The organism is Uliginosibacterium sangjuense (assembly GCF_059132465.1).
The window spans coordinates 3,012,135-3,028,825 of record NZ_CP101132.1 but is presented as its reverse complement, the minus strand read 5'-3'; the positions used below and the strand labels follow the sequence as shown (position 1 = coordinate 3,028,825).

Here is a 16,691-nt window from a genome sequence, read left to right as displayed (position 1 = left end):
TTCTGCGACATTATTCGCCCATTTGCAAAGGGATTATTTCCTTAGTAGCAGGGAATGTTGTCGAAAGTATTTACAGCTGGCTACAAATCTTGAGGAATCAGGCGCGCGGGTGGTGCTGGGAATGCAGTGTTTTCAAGCGTTCCCGCGCGACGTGGGTATATATCTGGGTGGTGCCGATGTCGGCGTGACCAAGTAGCAACTGGACCACGCGCAAATCCGCTCCGTGATTAAGAAGGTGGGTGGCAAAAGCGTGGCGTAGCGTGTGCGGGGATATGGCCTCACTCCGGATGCCGGCCGTCAGGGCGTGACGTTTGATCGTGTGCCAGAACATCTGGCGTGTCATCGCGGTGCCAAATCGTGTCAGGAAAACCGCGTCGTCGGGCACGCCTTGCAAATCCGGGCGGGCTTCGGCCAGGTAGCGCCGGAGCCATGAAACGGCTTCCTCTCCGAGCGGCACCAGCCTTTCCTTGCTGCCCTTGCCGACCACGCGTAGGACGCCGAGCTGCAAATCAAGTTCAAACAATTTGAGATTCACGAGCTCGGAAACCCGCAGGCCTGTGGCGTAGAGTGTTTCCAGCATGGCGCGGTCGCGCAGGCCGAAGACGTCGGTGCAATCCGGCGCGGCGAGCAGGCGTTCAACCTGTTCTTCGCTGAGGGTTTTGGGAAAGCGGGCCGCGCTGGCTGGTGAATCAATGTCGGCCGTGGGGTCGCGCTGCAATTGGTTTTCCGCCAGCAGGTGACGGTAGAAACGGCGCAGTGTGGCGAGCGCGCGGCGTTGCGTAGCCGGTTTGGTGCGCGTGCTCAAGTCCGCCAGATAAGCCGCCAGCAGGGCTCCTTCTGCCTGGTCGAGGGGGGTGTCTCGTTTCTCCAGCCAGGCCGCATACAGTGTCAGATCGGTGCGGTAGGCCTCCAGGGTGTTGCGAGACAAACCATCCTGCATCCACAGCGTGTCGATAAATGCGTCGATCAGCGCGACGGCCTGGTGATCTATTGGGCCGGTCATTACAGCGCGCCCTCGTGCATCAGCAGCCAGCGTTTGGCATCCAGCAACCAGCCGTCGCGTGCGTGGGCAAACCCGCCGGTCCGTCCCTGCCCGATCACGCGGTGGCAGGGCACCAGCACGGGAAAGGGATTGGCACCGCAGGCCTGACCGACCGCGCGGGCATGCGAGCCCAGTTCGGCTGCGATCTCGCCGTAGCGCCGGGTGTGTCCGGCGGGAATGGCGCGGATGGCTGCCCACACCCTGACTTGAAAGGGGCTGCCGGCGTGGAGGAGAGGGAACTCCGGGAATGGGTGCTGCGGTTCATCCAGGTAGCGTAACCAGCTTTGTTCGAAGGCTTTGGCCACAGGATCGGTCGCGGCGAGCGCTGGATGGTTTGGCGGCAGGAAGCGGATGTCGACGATGCGTTCGCCTGCGACGCAGATTCCCAACTTGAATGCGGGCGCGGTGAATACGCCGCACAGTCCGGCAGAGGCGACGACGGTGGAGGCAGTGCGAAGAGACGGCATGCCAGGCAGCTTAGCGTCAGGGCTGGCGAGCGCCAAGCCGGGAGGCAGGGGCGCGGGGTTGTGGAAGGAGGGCCGGCAGCACGAGGTACCGCCGGCCCGTCGCTCTACCCCAAGAGCGAGTGATGCCCGGTCAAATTAACTTAATCGCATGAAATCGGCAAAGTTGCGTGGTGTAAATTTTTGTCAGCCGGGTCGACCGAGCAGATGGGCGCGCAGATCCTCCTGGGCTGGCTCCTTGCCCAGCCAGATGCGCAGCAATGCGGCGTAGAAATCCTCGCCGGGAGTATCGCTGCCTTTCGCTTCTCCATTGACGCTCAGGCGCGTGCCGCTTCCCGGAATGAAGTCGAGGAACACCACCGTCTTTTCGGCTGCTTTGCCCATGCTAAGCAGCGTCTTGCGGAAGTGCTCGATGCGTGGGGCAAGTTGCTGTTGCTCGGCGGCGGAGAGATTCTTGTTGAGACCCTCGATCAGGGCGTCGGCAAACTGGTCTGCGCCCAACTCGCGCAAGGTCACGATATGGATGCGGCGGGGGCCGCTGCCGGCGAGGACGGCCTGCGCGTCACTGCTCTTCTGGGGCAGGTAGAGGCCCATCGCATAGACGCGGAACATCAGACGCTTGCGCAGGCCTGCGCCGTTGAGTTGCAGTTCAGCGCCGGCGACGGTGGTCTTGTCCTCGAATTGCACCGAGGCGACTTCGGCGGCAGCCAGCGGCAGGCTCAGGAGCAGGCTGAGTACGCCGCTCGCGAGGCGGGCATGGAACGCTGGGGGCATGGTGTGTCTCCGTTTGGGTGTTGTCCATACGGCAGCGTATGTCATCGGTCAAAAAAAACAAGCCCGCGATCAGGCGGGCTTGTCAGGACTTTCCCTCGGGTCCGCTCAGCCGGCCCAGCAGTTGAAGATGCCCACGCACAGCACGGCGATGCCGGTCCACCAGATCGTGCCGCCGGGTGGTTTGAGGTAGTGGTGCGCCTCGGTGAAGGGGGCGAAGGTGAAGAAGTCGTGCTCTTCCTTGCGCAGGAAGGTCCACGCGCCCAGCGTGAGCACCAGGCCCAACGCGACCAGGGTGATGCCGAATTGCAGCGTCGTCATCAGGCGCGCACCTCACCGTTGCCGAACACCACCCACTTCTGCGAGGTCAGGCCTTCCAGGCCGACCGGGCCGCGTGCGTGGATCTTGTCGGTCGAGATGCCGATCTCGGCGCCCAGACCATACTCGAAGCCGTCGGCGAAGCGTGTGGAGGCGTTGATCATGACCGAGGCGGAGTCCACCTCGCGCAGGAAGCGCATGGCCTTGCTGTAGTTCTCGCTGACGATGGCGTCGGTGTGCTGCGAGCTATAGGTGTTGATGTGCTCGATGGCTTCGGAAACGTCGGCCACCACCTTCACCGCGATGATCGGGGCGAGGTATTCCTCGTACCAGTCCTGCTCGGTGGCTTCGACCAGCTTGGCGCCGGGGATGTCGGCTTCACGCAGGATGGCCAACGATTCCGCGCAGGCGCGCATCTCGTTCTCCTTGGCGGCCAGCATGCGGCCGATCTCGGGCAGGAAGCGCCGGGCCACGCTGCGCGCGACGAGCAGGGATTCGGCCGTGTTGCAGGTGCCGTAGCGCTGCGTCTTGCTGTTCTCGACGATGGGCAGCACCTTGGCGGGATCAGCCTCGTCGTCGATGTAGACGTGACAGTTGCCGTCCAGATGCTTGATGACAGGCACCCGCGCCTCGCGGCTGATGCGCTCGATGAGACCCTTGCCGCCACGCGGCACGATCACATCCACATACTGCGGCATGGTGATCAGTTCGCCCACCGCAGCCCGGTCCGTGGTCTCGATGACCTGAACGCCGGTGGCGGGCAGGCCGGCGGCCGCGAGGCCTTCACGCACGCAGGCGGCAATCGCCTGGTTGCAGTGCAGGGCTTCCTTGCCGCCGCGCAGGATGGTGGCGTTGCCGCTCTTGATGCACAGGCCGGCGGCGTCCGCCGTCACATTGGGGCGGGCTTCGTAGATGATGCCGATGACACCCAGCGGCACGCGCATGTGGCCCACCTGGATGCCGGAGGGGCGGCGCTTGACGTTGGTGATCTCGCCGACCGGATCGGGCAGGGCGGCAATCTGTTCGAGACCGGCGGCCATGCTCTCGATGCCCTTGGCGCTCAGCGTGAGGCGGTCGATCATTGCCGGCTCCAGGCCATCGGCGCGAGCCTGTTCGAGGTCGCGCGCATTGGCGGCGAGCAGTTCGGGGGCGCGCACGCGGATCAAGCGGGCGATTTCGTTCAGCGCATGGTTCTTGGCGCCGGTGGAGGCGGCGGCCATGGCGCGCGAGGCGGTGCGGGCCTGGCGGCCCAGCGTCTGCATGTATTCCTTGATGTCCATGATGCGACGGTTCAACCGTATGGTCTGCGGATGGGGAGCCCTCCATTAGACCATCCGGCAGCCCGCGGGCCAAGCGAGGGCGGCGTGGGCGCTTGACCACCTGCGCGTCCCTCGCCAGACTGTGCGCCCCCTGGCGTGCCCTATCCCGATGCTGCATTCCTTGCTGTGCCGTCTCACTGCGCCCGAGTCCCTGTGGCGCGACGGCAACTTCCTGCGCCTGTTCCTGGCCACCACCCTGACCGTGCTGGGCACTGCGGTGACGCACATGGCGCTGCCACTGACCGCGGTGCAGATGCTGCAGGCCAGCGCGACCGAGATGGGCGTGCTGGTGGCCTGCCAGTTGCTGCCCTTTGTGACCGTGGGCTTGCCAGCCGGGGTATGGATAGACCGTGGCAGCAAGCGGCGCATCGCCATCCTGTTCGACGTCTTCGCCGCGCTGGGCCTTGCACTGGTGCCGCTGGGGGCGGTCTTCGGTTTTCTGTCGATGCCCGTGCTGTGCGTGGTGGGCTTCATGGTGTCGACCACCGAGGCCGTCGGCGGCTCGGCCCTGCAGGCCTTCATTACCGGCCTGGTCGGGCGGGAGCGTCTGGTGCTGGCCAACAGCAAGCTGTCGGCCGCCTCATCGGCGGCACTGGTGGCCGGGCCGGCGCTCGCTGCCTTGCTGGTGGCCTGGGTCGGTGCGCCGCTGGCGGTGACGGCGGACGCCCTGAGCTTCCTCTGCTCCGCCGCCTTGCTGGCGCGCATCCGCCACCGCGAGCGGGTGTCGCAGGGGCCCTCGCCCGGGGTGTGGCCGCAGGTCCGGGAGGGCTTGCTGCTGGTGTGGCGCACCCCGGTGCTGCGCGCGATGCTGTGGGTGGTGGCCGCCTGGATCATCCTCAACGATGGCTTCAAGGCGCTCTACGTGCTGCGGGCCAGTCGCGATCTGGGCCTGGACGCCGGACACATCGCCCTGATCAATACCTTGGGAGCGCTGGGCGGGCTGGCCGGCGCGCCGCTTGCGCATGGGCTGGAACGCCGCCTGGGCATGCGCCGCACCCTGGTGTGCGGGATCGTCATCGCGGCCCTGGGCTATCTCGCCTTCGCCGTGCCGCAGGCGGACTGGGTGGCGCCGCAGTGGGCCGCGGGCCTGGCCTTGTGCCTGCTCGACTGTGGCGCGGCGATCTACGTGATCACCTATCTGAGCCTGCGTCAGGCTGCCAGCCCGGACGCGGCGCTGGGCCGGGTCGTGACCGGCATGCGCTTTCTGAGCATCCTGCCGGGGCCGCTGGGCACCATCCTGATCGGGCTGGCGGCGGACGCTTTTGGCCTGGCGGGCACGATTGCCGGCATCGGGGTGGCCTGCCTGTTGCTGGGCGCGCTAGCCCTGCGCCTGGTGCCAGACTGGCGCCTTCAGCGCGGCGCGTAGAGCGCGCCGGCCAACCAGCGCTCCCAGTAGTGGCTGCGCTTGGCGCTGTCTTCCACGGGTTGGAGCCAGACCAGTTTGTCGCTGGCTCGCATCGAGGCCGGACTGGTCTCCCGCAGGGTGCTGGCAAGGCCCTGGTGGCTGGCCAGTTGTCCCGACACCATCGGCGTCAGCATGAAGTTGATCCAGGCTTCGGCGAGCTTGCGATGCGAGGTCTGGCGCATGATCGCCCAGCAATCCAGCCAGGCCAGGGCACCCTCGCGCGGGATCACGTAGCCAATGTCGAAGCCCGCCTGGCGCAGCAATTGCACCTGCTGATCGCCGTAGTTACCGAAGACAAGCGCGATCTCGCGCTCGCGCATCCGCTCGATGACCTCTTCCGGCTTGCTGTAGAGGTGCGGGTTGTTGTTGCGCAGGTTCAGCAGGTGGCGCAGGGTGCGCTCAAACTGATCCGCGCTGAGACGGAAGGGGTCCTGGATGCCCAGGGTCAGCGCGGCGAAACTGAAGTTGTGGGCGCCGCCGTTGTAGAGCAACACGCGCCCCTTGTAGCGCGCATCCCACAGCGCGCTCATGCTGGTCGGCGGGCTGGGCACGAGCTTGCGGTTGAAGATCAGCCCCATCGCCGAGTAGGTGTAGGGGATGGCCCAGAACTGTCCGTCCACGGCCAGGCCGGGAATGCTCTCGAGGCGGCGGAAGCGCGCCAGTTGCTTGGCCGTGTTGGGAATGGCCGATTGGCGCAAGGGGGCCACCAGGCCGGCTGCGATGTAACGCTGCAGCTCGGCCGTATTGACGGCCAGCAGATCGAAGTTACGCCCCTCGTTGGCGTTGGCGTGAGTCCACAGTTCCTCGTCCGAGCCGATCTCCACCACTTCCACGCGGACCTTGTGCTGCGTCTCGAACACGCGCACCGCCGCTGGCGTCACATAGCCTGGCCAGGACAGTACTCGCAGTACCTCGTCCGTGGCGCGGGCGGGGCAGTGCAGTACAAGGAGCATCAGGAACGCGATGACGCGCAACATGCTGCAGTCCGGTCAGGAGCCCGTTCGGTCGGGCCGGGTTAGGCCAATGGCATGCCCAATGTACCGGAAAACGCTTTCCGGCGCTCAGGCCGCCCGCAGGCGCAGGCATAACTGGAGGAATTCGTCCCACACGTCGCCGTCGCTGAGGCCCTTGATCATGCGGTCGATGCGGGCCGATTGCATCAGGGCGGCGCGCAGCGACGCGCCGCGCAGGCGCTGCACGGCGCGTCGCATCAGGGCCTGGCGCGGGCCGAACACGCGCTCGGCCTTGAGCGCGGCATCCATCGGCTGGCCGGCATCAAGCGCGGCGCGCACATGGGCAAGGGTGCGGATCTCGTTGGCCAGGGTCCACAGCAACAGCGGCGGCGCCGCGCCTTCGCCCTGCAGGCCGTCGAGGAGGCGGGCGCAGCGCGCGGCATCCCCTTCCAACAAGGCGTTGCGCAGCTTCTCGGTGTCGTAGCGCGCGACGTGGAGCACCGCGTCCTCGACCTGCTCCAGCGTGAGCGTGCCCTCGCCGTACAACAGCCCGAGCTTCTGGATTTCCTGGTGGGCCGCCAACAGATTGCCTTCGACGTGACCGGCGATGAAGGCCAGCGCCTCGCGCGGCGCGCTCTGCTTCTGCGTCTGGAGGCGGCCGGCAATCCATTGCGGCAGCTCGGCTAGGCCGGGGGCATTGCACTCGATGACCTGGCCGGCCTCCGCCAGGGCCAGGAACCAGGTGGTCTTGCGCGTCGCCCAGTCGAGCTGGGGCAAGGTGATGAGGGTGACGTCCGTGCCCTGCGGGTCCAACTCGCGGGCGAAACGTACCAGCGCGTCACCGCCTTGCTTGCCGGGCTTGCCGTTGGGGATGCGCAGGTCGACCAGCTTGCGTTCGCCGAACAGCGAGAGATTGCCGGCGGCCAGGCCAAACTCGTCCCACTTGAAGTGCTGGTGGGTCACGATCACCTCGCGCTCGCTCACCCCTTGCTGGCGGGCGGCGCTGCGGATCGCGTCGGCCGCCTCGATGACCAGCAGCGGCTCATCGCCGTGCAGCACGTACAGCGGTGCCAGCCCGCGCGCGAGCAGTTGCGGCAACTGGGCTGGCGCGAGGTTGGGCATGTCAGGGCTTGGCGGCAGTGGTGGCCGGCGGCGGCATGCGGGTGGCGGCGAGGCGGCGCACCAACTGCTGCGCGAGGTCGCGTTCCATCTCGGTGTACATCTGCGCCTCTTCCTGTTCCTTGGCCAGCACTGCGCTGTCGGCGAAGGTGATGTCACGGTGCAGGTTGAGCGAGGTCAGCGGCGTGATCTCCTGGCCGCCCTTGCCGACGAGGCGATAGGCAAAACGCAGGCGCAACTGGTACTCGCGCGCCGAGCCATTGGCGTTGAGCGCGATGATCTCCTTCTCGCGCACGTTGACCGGCGTCTGCAGGCGCACCTCGGCATCTTCTGCGCGGTCGACGACGCGGGTCGAGCCGTTGGCCTGGATCGCGCGCTTCAGCGCTGCCGTGAGGTCGGCATAAGGGTCCATGTCCAGCTTGATGGTCTGGAAGGGCATGGGCTTGGGGCCGCGCAACTGGAAGCCGCAGGCGGCCAGCAGCGAGAGCAGGAGGAGGGCGGAGAGGAGGCGGCGCATGTTGTTCTTTCGGAGGGAAGGACTGAGTGCTGAGAACTGAGTGCTGAGTGAAGCTCACTCAGTCCTCGTCGCTCAGTCCTCCGTCCTGCAGTTCATACGACGATATTAACCAGGCGACCCGGCACGATGATGATCTTCTTGGCTGGCTTGCCTTCCATGAACTTCTGGGCGGCTTCCGAGGCGACCGCCAGGGCTTCGATGGCGGCCTTGTCGGCGCTCGCCGGCACCTTGACCGAACCGCGCGTCTTGCCCAGCACCTGCAGCACCAGCTCGATCTCGTCCTGCACCAGCGCGGCTTCCAGCGGTTCGGGCCAGGGCGCCGAGAGGATGTCTTCGCCGTAGCCCAGATCGGCCCACAGGGTATGGGTGATGTGCGGGGTGATCGGCGAGAGTACGCGCAGCAGGATGCCGAAGCACTCTTCGATGACTTCGGCGGCAATGCCTGAATCACGCGGCGCCTTCTCCAATGCGTTGAGCATCTTCATGCAGGCCGAGGCCACGGTGTTGAACTGCTGCTTGCCGAGGTCGTAGTTGGCCTGCTTGAGCAGCAGGTGCACTTCGCGGCGCAGGCCGGCGAGCTTGTCGTCGAGCTTGGCACTGGCCAGCGTGCGCGAGGCCGGCAATTGCGGCTTGAGCTGCGTGGCGAAGACATGGCCGAAGGCCCACACGCGCTTCAGGAATCGATACGAGCCTTCGATGCCAGCATCCGACCACTCCAGCGTCTGCTCCGGCGGCGCGGTGAACATCATGAAGAAGCGGGAGGTGTCGGCGCCGTATTGCTCGATCATGGCGTTCGGGTCGACGCCATTGCGCTTGCTCTTCGACATGGTGCCGTAGCCGCCATAGTCGACGGGCTGGCCGTCGCGCTTGGCGAGTGCGCCGGTGACGCGGCCGGAGGCGTCGTGTTGCAGCTCGACTTCCTCGGGCGCGAACCACTCGATGCCGGTCTTGTCGGAGCGGCGCGAGAACAGGTGGTTGAGCACCATGCCTTGGGTGAGCAGTCGTTTGAAGGGCTCGCGGTATTGCACGAGGCCGAGGTCACCCATGACCTTGGTCCAGAAGCGCGAGTAGAGCAGGTGCAGGATGGCGTGTTCGATACCGCCGATGTACTGGTCGACCGGCATCCAGTAGTTCACGCGCTCATCGACCATGCTCTGGTCGTTGCCGGGCGTGGCGAAGCGCGCGTAGTACCAGGACGAATCCACGAAGGTGTCCATGGTGTCCGTCTCGCGGCGCGCAGGCTTGCCGCATTTGGGGCAGGCGCAGTTCAGGAAGTCAGGACGCTTGTGCAACGGGTTGCCGGAGCCATCCGGCACGCAGTCTTCGGGCAACACGACGGGCAGTTGATCGTCCGGCACCGGCACCGAGCCGCAGTCGTCGCAATGGATGATGGGGATCGGGCAACCCCAGTAGCGCTGGCGCGAGATGCCCCAGTCGCGCAGGCGCCATTGCAGCTTCTTGTCGCCCAGACCCTTGGCCTTGATGTCGATTGCGATGGCATCGACGGCGGCGGCATAGCCCAGGCCGTCGTACTTGCCGGAGTTCACGCAGACGCCGTTTTCCTTGTCGCCGTACCACTCCTGCCAGGCCTCGGTGGAGAAGTCCTTGCCAGCGACCGAGATCACCTGCTTGATCGCCAGGCCGTACTTCTTGGCAAACGCAAAGTCGCGCTCGTCGTGCGATGGCACGCCCATCACTGCGCCGTCGCCGTATGACATCAGCACGTAGTTGCCGACCCATACTTCGACCTGTTCGCCGGTCAGCGGGTGGGTGACGAACAGACCGGTGGGCAGGCCTTCCTTCTCCATGGTCGCCATGTCGGCTTCCATCACCGAACCGCTCTTGCACTTCTGGATGAAGGCGGCCAGCGCGGGGTTGTTCTTCGCGGCGTGCGTGGCCAGCGGGTGCTCGGCGGCCACGGCGCAGAAGGTGACGCCCATGATGGTGTCGGCGCGCGTGGTGAAGACCCACAGCTTGCCCTCATTGATGAGCTGACCGTCATCACCCTTGATTTCGTGCGGGAAGGCGAAGCGCACGCCGGTGCTCTTGCCGATCCAGTTGGCCTGCATCAGGCGCACGCGCTCGGGCCATTGATCCAGGGTGTCGAGGTCGCCCAGCAGCTCTTCGGCGTATTGCGTGATGGCCAGGTAGTAGCCGGGAATCTCGCGCTTCTCGACCACCGCGCCGGTGCGCCAGCCGCGGCCGTCGATCACTTGCTCGTTGGCCAGCACGGTCTGGTCGACCGGGTCCCAGTTCACGACCTGTGTCTTCTTGTAGGCGATGCCTTTTTCGAGCATGCGCAGGAACAGCCACTGGTTCCACTTGTAGTAATCGGGCTTGCAGGTGGCGAGCTCGCGGCTCCAGTCGATGGCGAAGCCCAGCGACTTCAACTGGCCCTTCATGTACTCGATGTTGTCGTAGGTCCACTTGGCCGGCGGCACCTTGTTGGCGATGGCCGCGTTCTCGGCCGGCAGGCCGAAGGCGTCCCAGCCCATGGGCTGCATCACGTTGTAGCCCTGCATCTTGTGGAAGCGTGTCAGCACGTCGCCGATGGTGTAGTTGCGCACGTGGCCCATGTGCAGCTTGCCCGAGGGGTAGGGGAACATGGACAGGCAGTAGTACTTCTTCTTGCTGTCGTCCTCGACGGCGCGGAAAGCGTCGGTCTTCTCCCAATACTGCTGGGCGGTCTTTTCGGTGGCGGTGTGGTCGTACTGCGGGCTGAGCGTTTCCTGCGAGGCGGACATGTCTGTGTGCCGGGTGGGCCGGTGAGCGATTGGCGAAGCCCGCGATTTTAGCAGGCCAGCCGGTTTCGATCCCGGCGCCGATGGCCTGCGCCGGGCCTCTTTTGAGCAAATGCATTGCGGCGCACAATGGTGCGGGGTTGTCGCTCGTCTACCGGACCGCCTCGTGGCCAACATGACAAGGAGAGCGAAGATGGGTCTGCTTTACACGATTCTGATCGGCTTGATCGTAGGGGTGGTGGCGCGTTTCGTGATGCCGGGACAACAATCCATGGGCTGGGTGATGACCATCCTGCTGGGCATCGGGGGCTCGCTGTTGGCGACCTTCGGCGGGCAGGCGCTGGGCCTTTATACCGCCGGGCAGGGGGCGGGCTTCATTGGCTCGGTGGTCGGCGCGCTGATCCTGTTGTTCGTGGTACCCAAGCTGATGAAGAAGTAGCAACACGGCCGGTGGCCGGCGCAAGGCCGGCCACCGGCTCAAGGCAGGGGCTGCAACCCCCAGCCGTCGTAGGTGCTGCCCGGCAGCACGCGCACGTCGTCGGCGAAGGCGGGCAGGGCCTCCCAGGCGGCGGGGTTGTCCGGTGGCACCAGGCCGGCCGCGCAGGGCGACAGCCGGCAGCGGTAGGGCAGCCCCTTGTGCATGACGATCTTGTCCAGCGGATAGGCGACCGGCGCGTTGCCGTTCAAGCTGGCGGCGGCCTGCCAGTACTCCAGTCGCAGGTAGTCGAAGCCGTCGGCCAGTCCGCTATCCACGAAACGCACCGCGTCGATGCTGCGGCGGTCGTTGCCCGTGCCGCTGACATTGCCGGCGCTGCCGTTGCCGGTGGGCAAGGCATTGCTGGTGCCGCCGACGAACTTGAGGCTGCTGTCCCAGTCGCTGTTGCTGAAAACGATGGGCGTGCTGGTGTTCATGATGCGCAGCAGGTGGTCGTAGGGCGTGGCGTCGGGATAGACCTCGGTGTAGTTGAACTGGCGGTTGCGCCACACGTTGTCCTGGAAGCTGTAGCTCATGCCGGCGAGGCTCTGGCTGTCGATGTAGAGCCCCAGGTTGCGCATGTCGGAGAAGTAGTTATTGCGCACCGTCACGCCGAGGTTGCCGGCCGTGGCGTCGCCCGCGATGGGGCGTGTGAACAGGCTGAAGTGCGTGCCGGCCGAGCCGATGAAGAGGTTCTTCTCCAGCAGCAGGTGGCCTTCGCGCATGGCGACCTGCAGGTTCCCGTCCTGGTAGATCTGAAAGGCCGAGCGCCAGTCGATGGCGGCAGGGCCGATCACGTTGTGGTGCACATGATTGTTGCCGCCCAGTTGCCCCAGTTGGAGCGCTTCGGTGCCGCTGCGCAGGATGCGGTTGTTCCAGATTTCCCAGTCGCGGATCTGGTGCTGCGGCTGGGCCTGGGTGCTGCCGATGTACATGCCTTCGCTGAGCGTGTCGTGGATGTAGAGGTCGTGCAGCTTGCAGCCTTCCATCACGGCGCTGGCGGTGTTGTCGGTCTTGGCCACGATGCCGGCGAAACCGACGCGGGCGATCTCCAGGTACTCCAGCTCGAAGCGCGTGGCGCCGCCGCCGATCGCCAGCCCGGAGATGCCGCTGGCGCTGTAGGCGTCGTCGATGAGGATGCCGTACTTGCCCTGCGAGTGGGCGAAGGCACCGCCACGATGGCCGGGGTAGCTGGCATGGCCGGTCTGCGACACCGGGTCGTAGCGCCCGCTGAGTACCCAGTTGCTGCCACCGCTGATGACGAACAGGTAGTAGTGGCCGAGCCCGCCCACCTTGACTTGGCCGCCGCTGTTGGTGATGACCAGCTTCTTGCTGGCGCTGCGGTTCGGCAGGTTGCCCAGACGGATGTACTTGTAGCTGCCGGCCGGGATGTAGAGGCGGTCGATGCCGGCCCAATCCACCGCCGGGTAGCTGGCCTGCAGGTCCGGCAGGTAGATGCCGCCGTCGCCGTTCTTGGCCGATGCGGGCAGCGTGAAACTGCTGGTGGGCACGCCCAGGCGGCCGTCCTCGATCCAGGCCGTGCCGCCGGAACTGGTGCTGGCGCTGCCACCGGAGGATGAGCTGCTGCTCGATGACGATGCCGGGGCGCCGCCGGATGAACTGCTGCTGCCCGATGAAGACGAACTGCTGCCCGCGCCGCTGGAGCCGTTGCCGGGCGCAGGCGTGTCGCCGCCACCCCCGCCGCCACCGCAGGCGGCAAGTGCCAGCAGGGCGAGGCCGAGCAGGGTCTGTTTGCATGTCTTGATCATGGTGTACTCCGGGTTCGGGCTCACAGACCCAGGACCAGCTTGTAGGCGAGATCGGGCACGAAGCTGCCGGCGCCGGCTGCGCAGCCGTCCGACTCGCCCGGCGCCTTGATCCACAAAGACATCTCGGGGGCGCCGCCCAGCGTGTGGACCTGGCTGACGAGGCCGATCTTGCGCCCACTGGGGTCGCACCATTCGGTGCCCTTGGGGCCATTGCCGTTGCGGCTGGTATCCACCACGAAAGGCTTGCTGAAGCTGCCCTGCGTCTGCAGTTGCGCGGCCACGGCCTGACCGTGCGTGGCCAGTTCGGCACTGCTGCGGTAGTTGGAGACGTTCAGCGCGAAGCCGCGCGCCCGCTGCACACCGGCATTGATCAGGCGGCTCGCGGTCTCGGCGGGCGTCTTCCAGCTCGAATGGCCGGCATCGAGGTAGAGCCAGGTATTGGGCGCCTTGGCGACGAACTGGTCGACGGCGTAGTTGAGCAGGGCGAGGCGGGCGCTGCGGTCGGCGTCCGAAGGCAGGCAATCGAGCTGCATCAGCGCGTCCGGCTCCAGCACCACGATCGCCGGCTGGCTGCCCAGTGCGGCGGCGAAGGCGGCGATCCAGCTCTTGTAGGCATCGCCGCCGCTGGCGCCGCCCGCGCTGTAGGAGCCGCAATCGCGGTTGGGGATGTTGTAGGCCACCAGGATGGGCAGGCGAGCGCCGCTCGCGGCCGCGTTCGCATAGCTCGCCACGGCGCTCGCGATGTCGCCGTTCCAGCCACCGAACCAGCGCGCAAAAGCCTGGTTGGCGATGCCGTCACGGATGGTGGGCATGCGCGTGTCCGCCGGGTTGGCCGCGACCCAGGCCTTGGCCTGCGACGTGGGGTCGACGTAGAAGCCGCTGGTCATGGAGACCGGGTTGCCGGCGCCGGAACTGCTGGTGCTGGAAGACGAGCCCGAGGAGGCCCCCGCGCCGGCACCGCCGGATGAACTGGAGCTGGACGAGGAGCCGCTGGAGGACGAGCTACTGGACGAGCTGCTGGACGACGGGCCTCCGGAAGAGCTACCAGAAGAGCTGCTGGAAGAGCCGGAGGAGGTGCTGCTCGAAGCGGTGCCGCCCGACGAGGCGCTGCTCGATGCGCTCAGGCTGCCGCCCGGGATGCTTGCGCCATCACCACCGCCCCCTCCGCCACCGCAGGCCGTGGCGGCGAGCAGGCACAGGAGCGACAGGACGCGGTGCAGGGGGGCTGGGGTGCGCAGGGCGGGCATGGTGCAGGGTGGGCGATATGGAAACGCCCGCAGCTAGCCATGCGCGCGAGCGCGCGACCACCGTCAGCCGGGCGGATGGCGAATCCGCCTGGCCGGACGGTCGCTCTCCGGCGCAGCGCAGGGGCAGCCGTTCTGTATCAGGGGCGCAGCGCGTTCCAGTTGCCCTTGGGCCACACGCCCGCGCCCCAATTCACGAGGCGGTTCAGGGTGGCGGGGGTGACGTAGCCCTTGTCTTTGAGCAACTTGATGCGCAGGTAGTAGGCGTCCGCCTGGTAGCCGCGCTCGGGGAGGTCGTAGGTCCAGGCCGGGTTGTAGTCCGGCGCGTAGTCGGTGGTTTCGAAGTTGTCTGCGGTGCGTAGCTCAGGGGTGTTGGCCGCGCGGCGCACCCATTGATTGGGGCTGTAACGCTCAGCCACGCCGAGGAAGGCGAGGGCCAGTGCTTCCTGCAGTTGTTTGCGCTCGTCCAGCGTGATCAGGCCGGCGGCTTCGGCGCTGCCGTCGAACTGGATGTCCAGGCCGAGGCCGATCTGGCGTTGGCGGAAGGCGAAGTGTTGCGGCGTCCAGTCTGCCGGCATGCTCTGGTACAGCCAGAAAATGGACCAGGCGTGGCGGTACAGGTGAATCGGGCCGTTGGTGTAGAAGCCGGTGCCGCCAGCGTGAGTCCCGTAGATGTGTTGGGGGTGATAGTTCCAGTCCAGCCCCAGGGAGCCTGCGCGCCAGCCACCATTGACCACCTGTTCCAGTGAATACCAGGCGGTGGAGAGGTAATTGCCCGCCTGGGTGAAGTTGAAACTCAAGCCTGCGTGGTCGGCGACAAAGTGCGGCGCAGTCTCGAACATCGTGCGCATGGGCATGCTCCAGCTGCGAAAGCCGACGGGGATGCCGCGTGCCTGCTGCTGGTTGTTCGTGTCGGTGTAGAACGCCATGCCGCTGCGGTGGGTGACGTCTTGCAGGCGATGCTTCATCTGCATCTCGATCATGCGCAGGTTGTACCAGGCCAGCTTGGCCAGGTTCAGGCGCGTTTGCTGCAGTTCCTGGGCGCGGGTGCGGTTGGGCTGGTCGCGATTGGTGACCCAGAAGCCGCCGACGAAATCCCCATCGCGCACTTCCGATTCACGCCAGACCTGCAGATTCCATAGGCCTTGCCGGAAATGCCACTCGCTGTTGCTGTCGCGGTACTGGGTGAGCCAGTCGTCGGCTGTCTTGAGCTTGGCGAAATGCGGGCTGGCGGGCAGGGCGGCGGGGGCGCTCACGCGGTCTTCCACCGCGATGGTCGGCAGCCAGGTGTTCCAGTCCGGGTACTGCAGTGCCTGTGGGGTTTCGCGCGGGTTGAGGAAGCCCTCGGCGCCGAGGATCGCGGCTTGGTACTGCCCGTTCGGAAACAGGTAGGCGCGCATCTGGCTATCGCGTTCCAGCACCGCCCCCAGCCCCGCGCCGGCGGCCCAGAGCTCGACGGGCTTGCTGTCCAGCCCGGGGCCGGGTTGGTAGGGCGGATTCCACGGCCGGCCCGCATCCTTGCGCGTGTAGCCAGCGGGGAGCTTGAGGTCGAGGCTGCGGATGTAACTGGCGATCTGCTTGCCTTGCAGCTCCGACAGGCCATGGAACACCGAACGGACAATGATGGAGGTGTTCGAGTAGTTGAAATAGGCCAGGTCGCTGCCGTCGCGGAAGTGGCAACTGGCGCATTTACCCTGGATGGCGTGGCGACTGTTGCTGAAGCCCAGATCGGTGAGCGGGGCCGATTCCCAGAGTGTTTTGCCGGTTGCGATGTCGGCGCTCGTGTTGAGTGGGGGCGTCCAGTCGTCCGGGTTGTCGGCTTTGAAGGTGTTGGCGGGAAGCAGGGATTGTCCGTCCGCGCGAACGATGTCGAGCGCCAGCACGCGCCAGCCACTGGAAATGCCGTCGGTGGCGTCGAAGCGGAACTCCAGCAGATTGCCTGTGGCCTTTGGCCCGGGGCTGCCCAGGGCGGCAATGGGGATGCGGATGCGTACCGTCTGGTAAGTACCGTTGAGGCAGCCGAACTCGGCTTCATGCGCTTCGCAAGTGACGGTGGTGTTGGTCAGGGGCAGCCAGGAACCGCCGTTGAGCCGGACGCTACCTTTGCTGCCAGGACGGACGGAGTTGGCTGGGGCGTCGGTGCGCGCGAATTCGCCGTCTTCGCGCCAGACGAGGCGGTGCGTCGTGAGCTTGAGGGTCTGCGCCGCGCCGGGGGTGTTGAGCGAGAACGGGGCGCCCACGATCGTGCCCGGTGCGCCCAGCACCTCCAGCGGGAGCGCCTGGCTGGTACTGACCGTAGGCGAGGGCGCCGGGATGCCTGGCGTGGTCGGCGTGCTTGGGGCGCCGGGCGGGTTGCCGCTGCTAGGGCTTGAGCTGCCTGCGCTGCCGCCACCTCCGCCGCCCCCGCAGGCGACCAGTTGTGCGATCAGGATGGCTGCGCACAGGGCGCGGACGTAGCGTGTCTGTGACGGTTCCATGGGGCGGGGGCAGGTTGTGGGGTGGCCCAGCCTAATCCCGCCTTTTTTCCCGGATTTCCTTGTGCCGCCTGATGGTG

At 66.3% G+C, this 16,691-nt stretch carries 14 protein-coding genes; 2 read left to right on the top strand and 12 right to left on the bottom strand.

The window, feature by feature from the left end; all coding sequences use genetic code 11:
- Positions 1-97 precede the first annotated feature (97 nt).
- From xerD to NMB43_RS13955, 5 genes are all read right to left on the bottom strand, one after another.
- On the bottom strand, positions 98-1,003 hold the full coding sequence (gene xerD, locus NMB43_RS13975; RefSeq protein WP_494348773.1) for a site-specific tyrosine recombinase XerD: 906 nt from the start codon (positions 1,001-1,003) through the stop codon (positions 98-100).
- The gene (locus NMB43_RS13970) at positions 1,003-1,509 is read right to left on the bottom strand and encodes a methylated-DNA--[protein]-cysteine S-methyltransferase (protein ID WP_494348772.1); all 507 of its coding nucleotides are present in this window, start codon (positions 1,507-1,509) and stop codon (positions 1,003-1,005) included. Before NMB43_RS13970 ends, xerD begins: the two co-directional genes overlap by 1 nt.
- Before the next feature lie 183 nt (positions 1,510-1,692).
- Complete coding sequence (locus NMB43_RS13965; protein ID WP_494348771.1) at positions 1,693-2,280, bottom strand: chalcone isomerase family protein; 588 nt, start codon at positions 2,278-2,280, stop codon at positions 1,693-1,695.
- Between the two features lie 105 nt (positions 2,281-2,385).
- Positions 2,386-2,598, bottom strand: coding sequence for a hypothetical protein (locus NMB43_RS13960; RefSeq protein WP_494348770.1), 213 nt, complete (start codon positions 2,596-2,598; stop codon positions 2,386-2,388).
- Complete coding sequence (locus tag NMB43_RS13955) at positions 2,598-3,875, bottom strand: glutamate-5-semialdehyde dehydrogenase (protein ID WP_494352151.1); 1,278 nt, start codon at positions 3,873-3,875, stop codon at positions 2,598-2,600. The genes NMB43_RS13960 and NMB43_RS13955 overlap by 1 nt, the downstream gene beginning before the upstream one ends.
- A gap of 148 nt (positions 3,876-4,023) precedes the next feature.
- Between NMB43_RS13955 and NMB43_RS13950 the strand changes: the two genes are divergently transcribed.
- Positions 4,024-5,280: an MFS transporter gene (locus NMB43_RS13950; RefSeq protein WP_494348769.1), complete on the top strand. Its 1,257-nt coding sequence runs from the start codon at positions 4,024-4,026 to the stop codon at positions 5,278-5,280.
- On the opposite strand, the gene NMB43_RS13945 is transcribed toward NMB43_RS13950, so the two are convergent.
- The 4 genes from NMB43_RS13945 to leuS all read right to left on the bottom strand — a co-directional run bounded on the left by NMB43_RS13945 (position 5,265) and on the right by leuS (position 10,652).
- Positions 5,265-6,296 carry an extracellular solute-binding protein gene (locus NMB43_RS13945; protein WP_494348768.1) on the bottom strand — a complete coding sequence of 344 codons (1,032 nt, stop codon included), beginning with the start codon at positions 6,294-6,296 and terminating at the stop codon, positions 5,265-5,267. The genes NMB43_RS13950 and NMB43_RS13945 overlap by 16 nt on opposite strands.
- 84 nt (positions 6,297-6,380) lie before the next feature.
- Positions 6,381-7,394: a DNA polymerase III subunit delta gene (gene holA / locus NMB43_RS13940; RefSeq protein WP_494348767.1), complete on the bottom strand. Its 1,014-nt coding sequence runs from the start codon at positions 7,392-7,394 to the stop codon at positions 6,381-6,383.
- Position 7,395: 1 nt separating this feature from the next.
- Positions 7,396-7,908, bottom strand: a complete 513-nt coding sequence (locus NMB43_RS13935; protein WP_494348766.1) for an LPS-assembly lipoprotein LptE — start codon at positions 7,906-7,908, stop codon at positions 7,396-7,398.
- 92 nt (positions 7,909-8,000) lie between these two features.
- Positions 8,001-10,652 carry a leucine--tRNA ligase gene (gene leuS / locus NMB43_RS13930; RefSeq protein ID WP_494348765.1) on the bottom strand — a complete coding sequence of 884 codons (2,652 nt, stop codon included), beginning with the start codon at positions 10,650-10,652 and terminating at the stop codon, positions 8,001-8,003.
- Positions 10,653-10,842: 190 nt separating this feature from the next.
- On the opposite strand from leuS, the gene NMB43_RS13925 reads away from it, so the two are divergent.
- Positions 10,843-11,088: a GlsB/YeaQ/YmgE family stress response membrane protein gene (locus NMB43_RS13925; protein WP_494348764.1), complete on the top strand. Its 246-nt coding sequence runs from the start codon at positions 10,843-10,845 to the stop codon at positions 11,086-11,088.
- A 38-nt stretch (positions 11,089-11,126) separates the two neighbouring features.
- On the opposite strand, the gene NMB43_RS13920 is transcribed toward NMB43_RS13925, so the two are convergent.
- From NMB43_RS13920 to NMB43_RS13910, 3 genes are all read right to left on the bottom strand, one after another.
- Complete coding sequence (locus NMB43_RS13920) at positions 11,127-12,893, bottom strand: hypothetical protein (RefSeq protein ID WP_494348763.1); 1,767 nt, start codon at positions 12,891-12,893, stop codon at positions 11,127-11,129.
- Between the two features lie 20 nt (positions 12,894-12,913).
- Positions 12,914-14,140: a glycoside hydrolase family 6 protein gene (locus NMB43_RS13915; RefSeq protein ID WP_494348762.1), complete on the bottom strand. Its 1,227-nt coding sequence runs from the start codon at positions 14,138-14,140 to the stop codon at positions 12,914-12,916.
- A 137-nt stretch (positions 14,141-14,277) separates the two neighbouring features.
- On the bottom strand, positions 14,278-16,614 hold the full coding sequence (locus tag NMB43_RS13910) for a hypothetical protein (RefSeq protein WP_494348761.1): 2,337 nt from the start codon (positions 16,612-16,614) through the stop codon (positions 14,278-14,280).
- Between the last annotated feature and the right edge of the window lie 77 nt (positions 16,615-16,691).